18 protein-coding genes and 2 pseudogenes are annotated in these 14,435 nt (G+C 60.4%); 3 read left to right on the top strand and 17 right to left on the bottom strand.

Annotated elements, in window-relative coordinates; translation table 11 throughout:
* Nucleotides 1-42: 42 nt before the first annotated feature.
* The 14 genes from ACERZ8_RS01300 to ACERZ8_RS01235 all read right to left on the bottom strand — a co-directional run bounded on the left by ACERZ8_RS01300 (nucleotide 43) and on the right by ACERZ8_RS01235 (nucleotide 11,267).
* Nucleotides 43-798 (bottom strand): TIGR02186 family protein, encoded by a 756-nt coding sequence (locus ACERZ8_RS01300; protein WP_407590316.1) that lies wholly within the window; start codon nucleotides 796-798, stop codon nucleotides 43-45.
* Complete coding sequence (locus ACERZ8_RS01295) at nucleotides 798-1,712, bottom strand: sulfite exporter TauE/SafE family protein (RefSeq protein ID WP_407590315.1); 915 nt, start codon at nucleotides 1,710-1,712, stop codon at nucleotides 798-800. Before ACERZ8_RS01295 ends, ACERZ8_RS01300 begins: the two co-directional genes overlap by 1 nt.
* Nucleotides 1,713-1,824: 112 nt before the next feature.
* Nucleotides 1,825-2,799 carry an ABC transporter permease gene (locus ACERZ8_RS01290; protein ID WP_407590314.1) on the bottom strand — a complete coding sequence of 325 codons (975 nt, stop codon included), beginning with the start codon at nucleotides 2,797-2,799 and terminating at the stop codon, nucleotides 1,825-1,827.
* Between the two features lie 4 nt (nucleotides 2,800-2,803).
* Complete coding sequence (locus tag ACERZ8_RS01285; protein ID WP_407590313.1) at nucleotides 2,804-3,934, bottom strand: ABC transporter permease; 1,131 nt, start codon at nucleotides 3,932-3,934, stop codon at nucleotides 2,804-2,806.
* 1 nt (nucleotide 3,935) lies between these two features.
* On the bottom strand, nucleotides 3,936-4,487 hold the full coding sequence (locus tag ACERZ8_RS01280) for a hypothetical protein (protein WP_407590312.1): 552 nt from the start codon (nucleotides 4,485-4,487) through the stop codon (nucleotides 3,936-3,938).
* Nucleotides 4,484-6,013, bottom strand: coding sequence for an ABC transporter ATP-binding protein (locus ACERZ8_RS01275; RefSeq protein ID WP_407590311.1), 1,530 nt, complete (start codon nucleotides 6,011-6,013; stop codon nucleotides 4,484-4,486). The genes ACERZ8_RS01280 and ACERZ8_RS01275 overlap by 4 nt, the downstream gene beginning before the upstream one ends.
* A gap of 77 nt (nucleotides 6,014-6,090) precedes the next feature.
* Nucleotides 6,091-7,086: a BMP family lipoprotein gene (locus ACERZ8_RS01270; protein ID WP_407590310.1), complete on the bottom strand. Its 996-nt coding sequence runs from the start codon at nucleotides 7,084-7,086 to the stop codon at nucleotides 6,091-6,093.
* Between the two features lie 220 nt (nucleotides 7,087-7,306).
* On the bottom strand, nucleotides 7,307-7,720 hold the full coding sequence (locus ACERZ8_RS01265) for a GNAT family N-acetyltransferase (RefSeq protein WP_407590309.1): 414 nt from the start codon (nucleotides 7,718-7,720) through the stop codon (nucleotides 7,307-7,309).
* Entirely contained in the window at nucleotides 7,717-8,289 is a 573-nt protein-coding gene (gene tsaB, locus ACERZ8_RS01260; protein WP_407590308.1) for a tRNA (adenosine(37)-N6)-threonylcarbamoyltransferase complex dimerization subunit type 1 TsaB, read from the bottom strand. Before tsaB ends, ACERZ8_RS01265 begins: the two co-directional genes overlap by 4 nt.
* Nucleotides 8,286-8,708: a GFA family protein gene (locus ACERZ8_RS01255; protein ID WP_455771638.1), complete on the bottom strand. Its 423-nt coding sequence runs from the start codon at nucleotides 8,706-8,708 to the stop codon at nucleotides 8,286-8,288. The genes tsaB and ACERZ8_RS01255 overlap by 4 nt, the downstream gene beginning before the upstream one ends.
* Complete coding sequence (locus ACERZ8_RS01250) at nucleotides 8,698-9,261, bottom strand: NifU family protein (RefSeq protein WP_407590307.1); 564 nt, start codon at nucleotides 9,259-9,261, stop codon at nucleotides 8,698-8,700. The genes ACERZ8_RS01255 and ACERZ8_RS01250 overlap by 11 nt, the downstream gene beginning before the upstream one ends.
* 337 nt (nucleotides 9,262-9,598) lie before the next feature.
* Entirely contained in the window at nucleotides 9,599-10,054 is a 456-nt protein-coding gene (locus ACERZ8_RS01245) for a universal stress protein (RefSeq protein ID WP_407590306.1), read from the bottom strand.
* A gap of 74 nt (nucleotides 10,055-10,128) precedes the next feature.
* The gene (locus tag ACERZ8_RS01240; protein ID WP_407590305.1) at nucleotides 10,129-10,989 is read right to left on the bottom strand and encodes a branched-chain amino acid aminotransferase; all 861 of its coding nucleotides are present in this window, start codon (nucleotides 10,987-10,989) and stop codon (nucleotides 10,129-10,131) included.
* 41 nt (nucleotides 10,990-11,030) lie between these two features.
* Entirely contained in the window at nucleotides 11,031-11,267 is a 237-nt protein-coding gene (locus tag ACERZ8_RS01235; RefSeq protein WP_407590304.1) for a hypothetical protein, read from the bottom strand.
* 328 nt (nucleotides 11,268-11,595) lie between these two features.
* Between ACERZ8_RS01235 and ACERZ8_RS01230 the strand changes: the two genes are divergently transcribed.
* The 3 genes and pseudogenes from ACERZ8_RS01230 (at nucleotide 11,596) to ACERZ8_RS01220 (ending at nucleotide 12,909) form a co-directional block, all read left to right on the top strand.
* The gene (locus tag ACERZ8_RS01230) at nucleotides 11,596-12,153 is read left to right on the top strand and encodes a M48 family metallopeptidase (RefSeq protein WP_407590303.1); all 558 of its coding nucleotides are present in this window, start codon (nucleotides 11,596-11,598) and stop codon (nucleotides 12,151-12,153) included.
* A 118-nt stretch (nucleotides 12,154-12,271) separates the two neighbouring features.
* Nucleotides 12,272-12,573 (top strand): annotated as a pseudogene (locus tag ACERZ8_RS01225) (YigZ family protein).
* Between the two features lie 66 nt (nucleotides 12,574-12,639).
* On the top strand, nucleotides 12,640-12,909 hold the full coding sequence (locus ACERZ8_RS01220; RefSeq protein ID WP_407594123.1) for a DUF6455 family protein: 270 nt from the start codon (nucleotides 12,640-12,642) through the stop codon (nucleotides 12,907-12,909).
* Nucleotides 12,910-13,021: 112 nt separating this feature from the next.
* Here the strand turns inward: ACERZ8_RS01220 and trhA are convergent.
* From trhA to ACERZ8_RS01205, 3 genes and pseudogenes are all read right to left on the bottom strand, one after another.
* Nucleotides 13,022-13,468 (bottom strand): annotated as a pseudogene (trhA, locus tag ACERZ8_RS01215) (PAQR family membrane homeostasis protein TrhA); the annotation flags it as partial.
* 113 nt (nucleotides 13,469-13,581) lie between these two features.
* Nucleotides 13,582-13,962: a thiol-disulfide oxidoreductase DCC family protein gene (locus ACERZ8_RS01210; RefSeq protein ID WP_407590302.1), complete on the bottom strand. Its 381-nt coding sequence runs from the start codon at nucleotides 13,960-13,962 to the stop codon at nucleotides 13,582-13,584.
* 9 nt (nucleotides 13,963-13,971) lie between these two features.
* On the bottom strand, nucleotides 13,972-14,409 hold the full coding sequence (locus ACERZ8_RS01205) for a hypothetical protein (protein ID WP_407590301.1): 438 nt from the start codon (nucleotides 14,407-14,409) through the stop codon (nucleotides 13,972-13,974).
* Nucleotides 14,410-14,435: the final 26 nt, after the last annotated feature.

Below are 14,435 nucleotides of genomic sequence, written 5' to 3'. Positions count from 1 at the left end.
AGCGCTGGGGGCTGGCCACCCGCTCCTGCAAGTGACGCCGTGCTAGTTGCGCAGCAGGGAAAAGGCGGCGGATGCGCTCCACCCGGCAAAGATCGCGATTGCCAGTGACATCAGGCCGTAGATGATGGGCTGTTCGCGGCTAAGCCCGAACAGCCACCGCTCCATCCCGACCTTGCGCACATCGATGCTGGTTTCGTAGTTCGAGACGACCTCGCCACCACGCGTCAGGAAAATGCGAGTGGCATATGCGCCTTCGGTGAGGGCCGCGGGCAATTCGATACGCGCGCGGAAGAGGGTTTGTTCGTCCACGACCACATGGTTTTCCTGCAATTGATAGAGCTGTGCGTTTGAGCGGATGCGGATCAGCGCCTCTGTGAACTCGGTCGCATCGGTGATCGTCATCGGGGCACCCACGGATCGGATCGCACGCGGAACAGAGATTTGATAGCGCAAGTCCTCGATGTCGCGCAGCACATCGCGCAGCAGCCCGCTGGTGGCGACGGCGTAAAAGCTGGGCGCGCGGTCCACCTCGACTGCATCCGTGTTCACCCAGATGCCCAGCCGCTTTTCCTTGCGCCGCACCATCACCGGCACGGACGGACCCGCAACAGTAATGATGACCTCAAGTTCCGGGCCTTCTGGCACTGGCACATCGCGTTTCACCGCACCAAAGACCAGGATTTCAGAACCGTCAAAGCTGGTCGTGATCGCAATTTCATTCTGGCTGAGGCCAAGAACCACGCTTTCGGCCCAAGCAGGCAGGGACAGAAGGAACAGGAAGGGCAGCACAAAGCGCATCAGTGCCCCCCCACCGCGCCAACCGAATAAAGCTCGGATGGCATGACAAGCAGATCGAACGCCAGTTTGCCACACACGGCCAGCACCATGATGGCGAGCAGGATGCGCAATTGTTCGGCCTTCATCTTGACCCCGATGCGGGTGCCGATCTGTGCGCCGACCACGCCGCCGACCAGCAGCAATACGGCCAGAACCACGTCGACGGTAAAGTTCGTTGTGGCGTGCAGCATGGTGGTAAAGGCGGTGACAAAAATGATCTGGAACAGCGATGTCCCCACCACGACCTTGGTTGGCATGCCCAGCAGATAGATCATCGCAGGCACCATGATGAAGCCGCCACCGACGCCCATGATTGCGGCCAGAACGCCCACGCACAGACCCACCAGCACCGGAGGGATGACGGAAATATAAAGCCCCGACACCCGGAACCGCATCTTGAACGGCAGCTTGTGGATCCAGTTGTGTTTCTTGCGGACGGGCGCCTTGCCCTTCTTGGTGTTGCGGATCGCGTTGAGCGACTCGATGAACATCAGCCCGCCAATGATGCCGAGAAACAGCACGTAACAGAGCTTGACCAGCAGATCGACCTGACCCAGCGCCTTGAGATAGTTGAACACCACGACGCCAAGGGCGGCCCCGATCAGGCCCCCCACCAGCAGGACGCAGCCCATCCTGAGGTCCACCGTCTTTCGTTTCAAATGCGCCAGCACGCCGGAAAAGGAGGAGGCCACGATCTGGTTGGCTTCAGTGGCCACGGCCACGGCGGGCGGGATGCCGATAAAGAACAAAAGCGGCGTCATCAGAAATCCGCCGCCAACCCCGAACATGCCCGAAAGGATGCCCACCAGCCCGCCCAAGCCCAGCAACAGGTAGGCGTTGACCGATACCTCGGCGATAGGCAGGTAAATTTGCATAGTCCCTCTTAGGCCCTCTGACAGCCTTAAATCAAGGGATCACGCCGCTGCGCAGCAATCTGGTGCGGTAACAGTTGGAAAACTGGACCTAAAGGCAGCGGCGGGGCGTGTGTCAGCGTTCTTTCACATATGGCTCGCCGCCCGCGCGCGGCGGGATCGCCTTGCCCACGAACCCGGCCAGAATGACAACCGTCAGGATGTAGGGCAGCGCATCAAGCAACTGGACCTGCACCTTGAACCCAAGCGCGCCTTCGATGATGTCGGGCCGCAGGGCGATGGCCTGCAGGTAGCCGAACAGCAGCGTCGCCCACAGCGCATGCCAAGGCCGCCACTTGGCAAAGATGAGGGCGGCAAGCGCGATGAACCCGCGCCCTGCCGTCATGTCCTTGACGAACCCGGCCTGAAGACCTGTGGCGAGGTATGCTCCCGCAATCCCGCATAGGATACCGCAGATGCCCACAGCGGCAAAGCGCAGCCCCACGACCGAGACGCCTGCCGTATCCACAGCCGCCGGGTTTTCGCCCACTGCGCGCAGGCGCAATCCAAAGCGGGTGCGGAACAGAATGTACCACGTCCCCGGAACGCACAGCAGGGCGACATAGACAAGGATCGAATGCCCAGAGATCAGCTCGGAATAGATCGGCCCAAGAAACGGCACTGTGCTGAACGCCTCGGCAAAGGGCAGGGTGATCCCCTCGAACCGTCCGCCACCGATCAGGGATGGCGTGCGTCCGCCTTGCTGGAACCAGCTTTGGGCAATCAGAACCGTCAGACCTGCGGCCAGAAAATTGATCGCGACCCCGGAAATCAGTTGGTTTCCACGAAAAGTGATCGAGGCAAGGCCATGCACAAGCGACAACACCAGTGACGCACCGATTCCGGCCAGCAACCCGACCCAGACCGAACCGGTCATTGCGGCCAGTGCGGCCGAAAAGAACGCGGCCGCCAGCATCTTGCCCTCTAGCCCGATGTCAAAGATGCCGCCACGTTCTGAAAACAGCCCGGCAAGGCAGGCCAACAGCAGCGGCGTGGCCAACCGCACGGTGGTGTCGAGAACCGAAAGATCGAAGAGGGCGAAGAAATCCATGGCTCTACTCCGCAGGCTCGGTTGGTTTGCGTTCGGGTTTTGGTGCGCGCGCGGTGCGCAGTGCAAGGAACATCCGTTCCAGGGGCATCCTCACCATGTTGTCGAGGGCCCCCGTGAACAGGATCACAAGCGCCTGGATGACCACGATCAGCTCACGCGGGATCGACGTCCACAGCGCCAGTTCTGCCCCACCCTGATAAAGAAACCCGAACAGGATTGCGGCCAGAAACACGCCCAAGGGGTGGCTGCGGCCCATCAGCGCCACGGCAATGCCGATGAACCCGGCACCCTCGACAGCGTTCAGCACCAGACGCTCGGCCTCGCCCATGACGTTGTTGATTGCCATCATGCCCGCAAGTCCGCCGGAAATCAGCATGGCGATCATTGTGATGCGCACCGCCCCGATCCCGGCATAGCGCGCAGCGCGCTGGGATTTGCCATAAGACCGGATTTCAAGACCTAGCGGCGTGCGCCAGATCAGCAGCCACACCAGCACGCAGGCGATGATCGCGATCACCAATGACACGTTCGCGGGCGCGGCCTTTGAAAACTCGATCCCGAACGGGGCCAACAATTCATGCAGCGACGGCAGATGCACGGCCTCGCGAAAGCGTTCTGTCGCTGGATCCATGCTGCCTGCGGGGCGCAGAATGTTGACCAGCATGTAGTTCAGCACAGCGGCGGCGATAAAGTTGAACATGATCGTCGTGATCACGATGTGGCTGCCGCGTTTGGCCTGCAGATAGGCTGGGATCGCGGCCCAAAGTGCGCCGAACAGGGCCGACCCGACAATGGCTGCGAGCAGCGCGATGGTCCAGTGCGGCCATGGTATGAACAGCAGCACAAGCGCAACGCCGAGGCCGCCCAGCATGGCCTGCCCTTCGCCACCGATGTTGAACAGGCCGGCGTGAAAGGCGATGGCCACGGCCAGACCCGTGAACATGAAGTTCGTCGCATAATAGAGCGTGTAGCCCCAGCCATAGGTGGAGCCGAGCGCGCCGGACACCATCAGTTGCACGGCGGCCACCGGGTCCTCGCCGATCGCGAGAATAACGAGGGCCGAAAGGATCGCCGCAAGGAGCAGCGAGATAAGTGGGACGAGGGTCACTTCGGCCCATTTGGGCATCACATCCATGTCAGTTTTCCTCGGTGTCAAAGCCTGAGAACGCAGGTCGCCCGGAGGCAAGCGAGCCAAGAATGCGCGCATATGGCGTGCGCCAGTCGTTCACCGAAACGCTTTCCGTGCTGCCCGCGTGGTAAATCCACAGGCCCGCGATAAAGCAGCGATAGATGTCCTGAGGCTGTGCCTCGTCGCTGTTATGCAAGACCAACAGAACGTCCGTGTCATCAAAGCGATGGCGAGAGATGTCGCAAGGACCGCCAACCGATTGAAGCTGCGCGACCGAATTGGCCAACGCTGGCGGCAAGGCAGTGCGCAACTTGGCCGTGGTTGCGGAATTGTCGATCAGCCCGGCGCCAGAGCGGAATTCAAGGCGGGAGGCTTTGCGCACCCCGGACGTGCGTGGTGCCACAAGGGCGAATGTGCGGGCGAGCGACATCAGGTTGGGCTGTGCGGCTTCGTCCTCGGCATTGATGGCGATGTCGAACCGGTCAACGGCGTCTTGAGCAACTGCCGCCGTGGCCGCACACATCACCGCGCCTGCGATCATGATCAAAAGCTGTCTCATGCTGCGTCCCCGCTTACTCCGGCCATGAGCAGGCCCAGTTCTTTTTCGTCCGTTTGCTGCGGCAGCCGTTCGCCCATGATCCGCCCGTCAAACATAACGGCGACGCGGTCGGCAAGGCTCAGGATTTCCTCAAGCTCGACCGAGACCAGCAGGATCGCCTTGCCCTGATCACGCAGCGCCACGATTTGCTGGTGGATGAATTCGATGGCCCCGATGTCCACACCACGTGTGGGCTGACCCACCAGCAACAAGTCCGGGTTGCGCTCGATCTCGCGGGCGAGCACGATCTTTTGCTGGTTCCCGCCCGAGAAATTCTTGGCCGCCAGATGCGGGTGCGGCGGGCGCACGTCAAAGCGGTCCATTTTGGCTTGGGTTTCGGCCTTGATGGCAGCGTTGTTGCTGAGGACACCCGACTGATAGGCCGCGTCGCGGTGATAGCCGAAAGCGGTGTTTTCCCATGCGGCAAAGTCCATGATCAGCCCTTCGCGCTGCCGGTCTTCGGGCACGTGGGCGATGCCGCGCGCACGGCGCGACCGCCCGTCCGAATTTTTGCCGGACAAATCAATCGACTGCCCGTTGAGGGTGATGGTGCCGGTGCCGTCCGCATATCCGCCGAGCACTTCGAGCAGTTCGGACTGGCCATTGCCCGCCACCCCCGCAATGCCCAGAATTTCACCGGCCCGCACCTGCAGATCGATACCGCGCAACCGCTCGACCCCCTGATCGTCGACCACGCGCAGGTTCTTGACGTCCAGCACCACGTCTCCCGGACTGGCGGGCGTCTTGTCGACACGCAACAGCACCTTGCGCCCCACCATCAGCTCGGCCAAATGCTCGGGCGAGGTCTCGGAGGTTTTCACGGTCGCTGTCATCTCGCCGCGGCGCATGACGCTCACTGTGTCGGTGATATCCATGATCTCGCGCAGCTTGTGGGTGATCAGGATGATCGTTTTGCCCTCTTCCTTGAGACGCCCGAGGATGCGGAACAACTGGTCGGCCTCTGCCGGGGTCAGCACGCCGGTGGGTTCATCAAGGATCAGGATATTTGCCTGACGGTACAAGGCCTTGAGGATTTCAACACGCTGCTGCATGCCGACGCCAATCTCTTCGATGATGGCGTCCGGATCGACCTTGAGGTCGTATTCCTGTTCCAGTTCCAGCAATGTCTTGCGGGCCTTGGCCAGTGAGGGGCGCAACAGCCCGCCGTCTTCGGCACCAAGGATGATGTTTTCGAGGACAGAGAAGTTTTCAACCAGCTTGAAATGCTGGAAAACCATGCCGATGCCAGCGGCGATGGCGGCCTGACTGTCGGGAATTTCGGTCTTTTGGCCCGAGATGAAAATCTCGCCCGCATCCGCTTTGTAAAAGCCGTACAGGATCGACATCAGGGTCGACTTGCCAGCCCCGTTTTCCCCGATGATGCCGTGGATCGTGCCCGGCATGACGCGGATCGAGATGTCTTTGTTGGCTTGTACCGGGCCGAAGGCTTTGGAAATGCCTTTGAGTTCGATGGCGGGGGCGGTCATATCAGTTCGATTCCCGGCTTGGCAAAAGGGCCGCGCCACATCATGTGCGGCGCGGCCCGAGTGTTACTGCGTCGCGATCAGAAGTTCAGCACAGGGCAGCTGTCGTCCGACATGTAGTCGTGCACAACCAGCTCGCCGTTTGCGATCTTGTCCGAGGCTTCGTCCACCGCGTTGCGCATGGAATCCGACACCAGGTCAGCGTTGTGTTCGTCAAGCGCGTAGCCGACGCCGCCATTGGCCAGACCCATCACCTGGAACCCGGTTTCCATGTCCGCACCGTCCGAGAACGCTTCGAACACGGCGTTGTCGACGCGTTTCATCATGGATGTCAGAACCTTGCCAGAGTGCAGGTAGTTCTGGTTGCTGTCCACGCCGATGGACAGGATGCCTTCATCGGCTGCCGTTTGCAGAACGCCCACGCCGGTGCCGCCAGCGGCGGCATAAACGACGTCAGCGCCCTGGCTGATTTGGGCTTTGGTCAGTTCGGACCCTTTGACGGGGTCGTTCCAGGCCGCAGGTGTCGTTCCGGTCATGTTGGCGACGACGGTTGCATCAGCATTCACCGCTTTCACGCCCTGGGCATATCCGCAGGCGAATTTGCGGATCAGCGGGATGTCCATGCCGCCGATAAAGCCGACCGTGTCGGACTCGGACGCCATCGCGGCCATCATGCCCACAAGGTAGGACCCCTCGTGTTCGTTGAACACGACCGAGCGGACGTTGGGCGCATCCACGACCATGTCGATGATCGTGAATTTGGTGTCCGGATAGTCAGCGGCAACCTGACCCAGAGCGTCAGCAAAGGCAAAACCGGCCATGACGATGGGGTTCGCGCCTGCTTCGGCAAAACGGCGCAGGGCCTGTTCGCGCTGCGCTTCGGATTGCAGTTCGATTTCGCGGAATGTGCCACCCGTGGTGTCGGCCCAACGCTTGGCACCGTTAAATGCGGCCTCGTTAAAGGATTTGTCGAATTTGCCGCCAAGATCGAAGATCAGGGCAGGGTCGGCCAACGCGGCACCGGCCGACAGGGCAAGTGAGGCGGTTGCGCCGAGGAATTTCTGCATGAGTGTCATGTGGTCAGGTCTCCCGAGTTTTATGTTTGGGGCGGTGCCAGCAGCAAGGCGCGCCCGGGATCGCAGTGATCAGGCGGGATTAGGCCGCAGGGGCAAGGCGGGGTCAACCGCTTTTTGGTGCATGCAGCAGGTCAGATGGGCTGACCTTGCGATATGCTGAACGCTTGGGCGGGGCTGTCTTTGTTCCGTTCGCGGTCGGCTGCGCGCACCGGTCTTTGGTTCAGGTCGGGGGCAGGGAGGCGCGCATGATCAGGGCATCCGCTGCATGATCTGCCCGTTTGTAATAGCCTACCCTGCGCGCCATCACGTCAAAGCCGAATTGGCCATAAAGCGCGATGGCCGCTGCATTGTCCGCCGCCACTTCCAAAAAGGCGGTGCTGGCCGTGCGTGCAGCCGCACGCATCCATTGCTGCATCAGTGATCTCGCGACCCCTTGCCGCTGGTGATCGGGGTGGGTCGCGATGGTGAGCAGTTCGGCCTCGTCCGCCACGGCGCGCCACAGTGCAAATCCGTGCGTGTCGCTCGTCAGATGGCAATGCGGGCTATCGATCAGGCTGCGGAATTCGTCGGCGGACCATGCTCTTTCGGTGGCAAAGGCCGCGCGGTGCAGCGCAGCGAGCGCTTCGGGCGTCACGTCAGCACGCGCGGTGGTGCATCCCGTGCCGGGGCGGCATCCGGTGGGCGGACATAGAAGGGTGCCGGGGGTGGCGCGGATGCGGGCCATATGCTGCTGGCATGTAGTGCCACTGCTTTTGCCAGATCGGAAGGCTCCGGGTTTGGTGCGGGGTTCGCGACGTCGGTTGCAGGGATCAGGCGCGCGCCGGTTTCATCGCTCACATAAACCATGTCGCGCGGTGTCGGAATCGCCACGATCGCGCCGTCCGGTGCCAGAATTGTGCGGGTCTCAAACCCTGTCACGCCATAGGCATTGATACCCAGGCCAAGTGCGAGACCGCGTGCGGCAGAAACGCCGATGCGGATGCCGGTGAAGTTTCCGGGCCCCGTGCCAACGCCGATGGCATCCAGATCGGCCCATGTCTTGCCATTGGTCTCCAATACCTCTTGCAGCAGGTCCATCAGGCGTTCGGCCTGACCACGCGCCATCGTCTCGCCTGTTGCATGCAAAATGGTTTCCCCATGGAGCAACGCAGCCGCGCAATGGGGTCCGGATGTATCAAAACCAAGGATCAGCGGTTGGGTCACGACGTCGATCCCAGCAGGTCGTCGCGCGCCGTTCCTTCTGATCGCGGCAGGTCGTCCGCGATGTGCAGCCATGGCAGACGCGATCCATGATGGCTGTGCAAGGTCGGGGCCAACGTCTCTGCCTGATCCATAATCCCAAGGGGGACATATATCTGACCCTCAAGATAATCGAATGCAGCGCCAAGGGGCGATCCGCATGCGGGGCAGGTCCAGCGGCGCACGCCACCCGTTTGCAGACAGGTGTCCGGCAGTTGACCGGCCATCGCCGTTTCGGCAAACGCTGCAAAAGCGGAGACTGGCCCACCCGTCCATCGACGGCAGTCGGTGCAATGACAATAGGCCACCGTTTCCGGTGGCCCTTGGATCGACAGTCTGGTTGCGCCGCAATAACAGCGGGCCGTGAATGTCTCAGACGGCAACGGGGCGCACTTCGGTCACTTCGGGGATGTAGTGGCGCAGCAGGTTTTCGATGCCCATTTTTAGCGTCAGCGTGGACGAAGGGCATCCGGCGCACGCACCCTGCATGTGCAGGTACACCACGCCGCGATCAAAGCCGTGGAATGTGATGTCGCCGCCATCCTGTGCCACGGCGGGGCGCACGCGGCTGTCGAGCAGTTCCTTGATCTGACCAACCACGACACCGTCTTCACCGTCATGTTCGGCATGGCCCGATGCAGGTGCATGACCGTCGTCCATGACGGGCTGGCCAGACTGGAAATGCTCCATGATCGCGCCAAGCAGGGCCGGTTTGATATGGTCCCAGTCGACACTGTCGGCCTTGGTGACGGTGACAAAATCGGTACCAAAGAACACGCCTGTTACGCCCTCGACGCCAAAGATGCGCTGTGCCAACGGCGATTTGGCCGATGCCTCGGCAGTTGGAAAGTCGGCTGTGCCGACCTCAAGAATGGTCTGGCCAGGCAGGAATTTCAGCGTCGCCGGATTGGGTGTGGACTCGGTCTGAATGAACATGGGCTGCATCTCCTGAGGGTTAATGTCGGATATGCGCTCGCGAGGCGCACGAGTCAAGGTTTGGAATGGTTCTAAAGTGTGGGTTGGTAGGCGCTGTCGGCCATCAGTCAGGTTGGTGAGGTGACCGGACTTCTGCGCGCGACGCGGAAAACGGGACCTTGCTCTGCGTGGCGAACGTTGAAAACGGGCAGCCAAACCGTTTGCGGACAACGATCTGTGCGACCCGCCAACGCGACAACTTGAGCCGCCGATTGGTACCAAGTCAATGTCCGTTGAGATGAACGGCCCGACACGTTGCACCAGCTCAAAAAACCCGCGCCGGAGCCTCACCCTCAGATCAGGTGATCGCTTCCAGCTTTTCCTTGCTGAGGTCACCGGGCACGATGGTGATCGGAATGGGCAAGTTGCCCGCATTGCGCGTCAGTTGTGTGACCAGCGGCCCGGGTCCCTTCTTGTCGGTACCCGCACCCAGAACCAGCACGCCGATTTCCGAATCCTCGCGCACTTGCGCCATGATCTCGTCGACCGGCTGACCTTCGCGGATCATCAACTCCGGGTCCACGCCCTGTTTGTCACGCATCCACTTGGCGAACACTTCGAAATGGGCGTGAATCCTTTCGCGCGCTTCCTCGCGCATAACGGCGCCAACTCCGATCCAGTGATTGAACTCATCCGGTGGAATGACCGACAGAATCGCAACACCACCGCCCGTGTTTGCAGCCCGCATCGCAGCAAAGCGCATTGCGTTCAGACATTCGCGGCTATCGTCCAGCACCACGAGAAATTTGCGCATGACAGGCCCCTTTTGATCTGCGAGGGCCAACATGACGGCCCAACCGGCCAGTGGCAATGGAAAGTTGCTGGCGCTCAGGTGGTCGCGGCCCAATCCCAGTACATTTCGCGCACGCGACGGGTGACCGGACCCACCTGATATTGCGCGTCCTCAAAGGCCGTCACAGGCGTTACTTTCATCATGTTGCCCGACATGAAAACTTCGTCTGCTTCCGCAAAATCGGCAAAGCTGAGGACGGTTTCATGCACTTCCATGCCATCCTCGATCATGTTGCGCATATGGCGCGCGCGGGTGATCCCGGCCAGAAAGGTGCCGTTGGGGATCGGGGTGAAAACGGCCCCGTCCTTGACCATGAACACGTTCGCCGTCGCAGTTTCTGCGACGTTGCCCATTGCGTCAGCCACCAGCGCGTTGCCGAAGCCGCGTGTTCGGACTTCGGCCAGCATGCGCGCGTTGTTGGGATAAAGGCAGCCGGCCTTGGCGTTGACCACGTTGTCTTCCAGAACGGGTCGGCGGAATTTGGTGCGCCCTAGCGTGGTCGATGCGTTTTGATCCGCCATCGGCACCGCTTCGAGACAAATGGCAAAGCCTGTCGAATTCGCCTGCGGCACGATCCCGGAAGCATCGCCATCAAGCGCCCAATACATAGGGCGGATATACACGGCTTCGTCCGGGCCATAGGCTTTCAACCCTTCGCGGACGGCATCGACGATTTCAGCGGTTTCCATCGTCGGTGTGATCATCAATGCCTCGGCAGACCGGTTCACGCGGGCACAGTGGGCCTCGAGGTCGGGCGCGCGGCCATCGAAATATCGCGCACCGTCAAACACGGTTGTGCCAACCCAACTGCCATGATCCGCCGCACGCATGATCGCGACGTCTTCGTCGTGCCAGGTGCCCTTGTAAAATGTGCGGATATGCGTGCCGATCGTCATGGGCGGACCTTTCCGTAGTGCGGGGACGGCGGACTGGGGTCTCAGTCCACCTGCCGGAGTTGATAAACACCCTCGGGCAGATCAAGCGCGGCTGCCAGATCGCGGACCTGTTCGGGGGACAGGGTGATGCGGACCACGGTTTCCGTGCGCGCATCGAACTGTTCGACCGTGATGCATTCAGCAAAGCTGTTGACGATCACATCCTCTTGAAGTGGGGCTGACCCCTCGTCCACCAAGGTGATGACTGTCGCGTCAAATTCGTGTTCAATCGTAAACATATGCGGACGCTATGACATGCGCGCACCTTTGCAAAGAGTGTGCGGCATGCGGCTTCAGACTTGATCGGGGCTGTAACCCGCATATTTGCGTGGTATTCAGACTTTGGTCGATAAATGTCGCCGCACGTGATCGGATGGCGTCGTTGAAAGAGGAATGAGTATGATGATCCGTTTGATGGCTGTCCTGGCGATCCTGACATTTGTGGCGGCATGTGATGACGTGGTGGTCACATCTGCGCCGACATCCACCGGCCCGCTTCCGACATCAAGTGATGTGCCGGACCAGTTGCGCAGCCGCAGCCAGACCGAGCGCGCCTTTGTCACAGTCGTGCAGCGGGTTGAACCGGTGGCCGAGCGGGAATGCATTGCCCGCACCAGTGGTGTTCGATGTGATTTTGGCATCTTTGTCGATACCCGCAATAAACTGCCTGCGAACGCCTTTCAGACGTTGGATGACGAAGGACGCCCCATCCTCGTTTTTACATCGACGCTCTTATTTGATGCGCGCAATGCGGACGAAATCGCATTTGTGATGGCGCATGAAGTTGCGCACCACATTGAGGGCCACATCTCACGCCAAAAACGCAACGTTGCCGAAGGTGCAAGGGTTTTTGCAGAGGCGGAAGCGAGGCGGGGCGGCAACGCAAAAGACGTTGAGTACGCCCTCCTACGTGGAGCGCAAGTTGGCGCATTCGCCTACCCCAAAATACATGAACTGGAAGCCGATGCGCTTGGTACCATAATAGCTGCGCGATCCGGCTTTGATCCTGTCAAAGGCGCTGAATTCTTCAACCGTATTCCCGATCCAGGTGATCGGTTCCTTGGCACGCACCCGCCTAATGCACAGCGGATTGAAACAGTGCGGCGCACGGCGGCGGGGCTCTGATCCTTCGTTTTTCGACGCACATGCGGATGATTGGTTGTTGCGGGCGTCCGCCAGGGACTGCGTACAGCACATGAAAAAGCTCGGCCATATTCTCACCGACGAGGGCTCGAAATAGGCGGTGTCGGGTTGCGCTGTGATCGACCGCGCGGCCATTGATGCGGCGCTGAAGACCCTCAAGCGCGACCGTTCCTACGCCAAGGCGACCCATAACAGTTGGGGCGCGCATCTAGAAGCGTTGGCCCGATAAAGGGCGATGGCGGCGAGGTCGGAGCGGGCATGGTGATCCTGCGGATGCTGGAGCGTGAGGGGCTGCGCGATCATCTGGTTGTGGTGACACGCTGGTACGGCGGCAAGCATCTGGGCGGCGACCGGTTTCGCCATGTCCAGACCTGTGTGCGCGCCTATCTGGATGACATTTGATCTGGATCAAGGACGGTCTGGGGTGCGCGACGCATCGTTGATCCAACCTGATACAGTCGGAAGGAAATGCATCTCATGTCCCCAACTCATATCAAGCGTCATGCAAATCTGGTGGATGACATGGCAAATGCGCGTGGTCTTGATCTGCAGGAAATCGCGCTGCGCGGTGATCTGACGCCCTCTGATATTTCTGATTTGGTGCTGCGGTGCACGGGGTGCACGCAGACAGAGGCTTGCGAGAAATGGCTGTCTGAACAGATCGGGACGGTGTCCGCCGCGCCGCACTATTGTCGCAACGCGCATGATTTTGACGAACTGGCAGCCCGCTCAGGCTGACACGCCCACCGAAACGGCCGCGAAAAAGCAGGTTGAGGCAGCCAGTACGAGATCCGTGCCATACCGCATTTTGATACCGCATTTCGGGATAGCGGTAGACCAGCGTGCCAAGCGTATAGAGAACGCCGCCCCCGATGATCAGACCCACGGCCACGGGCGGCAGCGACTGCGTCATGGGCCAGATCAACAGCAGGCTGGCCCAGCCCATCCCAAGGTAGACGGGCAGCGACCCGCGTGCATCCGCCGCCCAAAAGCTGAGCTTGGCGATTACACCGAACAGTGCCACCAGCCACACGCCCGCAAGAACCACATAGGCGAACGCCGATCCGATCAGCACGACCAATGGTGTGTAAGTCCCTGCAATCTTGAGGTAAATCGCCGCATGATCAATGCGTAGAAAGATCGGCCTCGTCCGCTCCCAAGGGAGCAGGTGGTAAAGCGCGGAGGCGATGAAGGAAAACAGCAAAAATCCCGCATAGACGCTGGTGGCGGCAATTTGTGTCGGGTCTTGGGTCTGTGTGACATGGACCAACAGAATGATGCCAGCCGTGAGGGCCATCAACAGACCCAGCACATGGATCGAAGCATCGGCAAGCGTTTCGCGCAGAGAATATGGATATGGCATGGAACCAGACTGACAAGGGTGGGCCCCTCAGTCTAGGCCCGCAATCGTCACGATTGTGTTGACGTTGCGCCAAGCCGCCGCAGATGCCAGCGATAAATCGCCGGGGCCAGAATGTGGTCGTAGGTGAGGCACGCCAGCCTGTTCACGCCGGGCAGCGATACAAAGCGCGCCAGCCAGCGATAGCGCGGCATGTCCTGCCACAGCACGATGAACGCCGGGATTCCCGAATACATTTGACCGTCCTTGAGAACGTAAAGTCGCCGCGCCGCGGCATCGCGGGTCAAGCCCCAGTCGTCGAGCGCGTCCTGGTTCAAATCCTCAAACCGAATGGGCAGATGCGAGCGCTGGGAATAGTCCGCATAATGATTGATCTCGAAACTGCACACCGGGCAGTCGCCATTGTAAAGAACACGCGTTTCATTTGTCATGATCGACATTTAGCGCTGGTGGCAGACCGCAAAAGAGGCAATGCGCCGCAGGTCCGCTAGCGCGGTTTGTTGCCGTCGATCCAGCGCGACATCATTACCTTGTCCTTGAAACACTCCGCCGGAATCTCGCGTCGTTTCAACCGCGCAATACGTTCGGCGAATTGCACCTGCCGGGCGCTGGGGTAGCTTGAGAACCTGCCTTGCGGCGCACAGCTTGGCCCGGTCGATCCACTGCGACAGACCTGCCTTGTTCCGCAGCAATGCAGTGGGCAGCACCGTACCTGTTCGCGCGGCCAGCGTGCGTGCAAAAGCGATCTGTTTTTCAGTTGCCGGTTCGAGGGTTTCGATCGGCAATGCGCCTTGCGCGGGGTCAAAAAGGCCAGGCTGGCGTGCGTGATACGACATCCATGTTCTCCGTTCTTTGCGGTTAGAACAGATATAGAACATTTGGCTCAAATTGCAAGAATGGTGTA

It is taken from the genome of Tateyamaria armeniaca, from assembly GCF_045797845.1.
Lineage (GTDB): Bacteria > Pseudomonadota > Alphaproteobacteria > Rhodobacterales > Rhodobacteraceae > Tateyamaria > Tateyamaria armeniaca.
The sequence above is the reverse complement of the archived record's forward strand: the minus strand, read 5'-3'. Positions and strand labels throughout refer to the sequence as shown.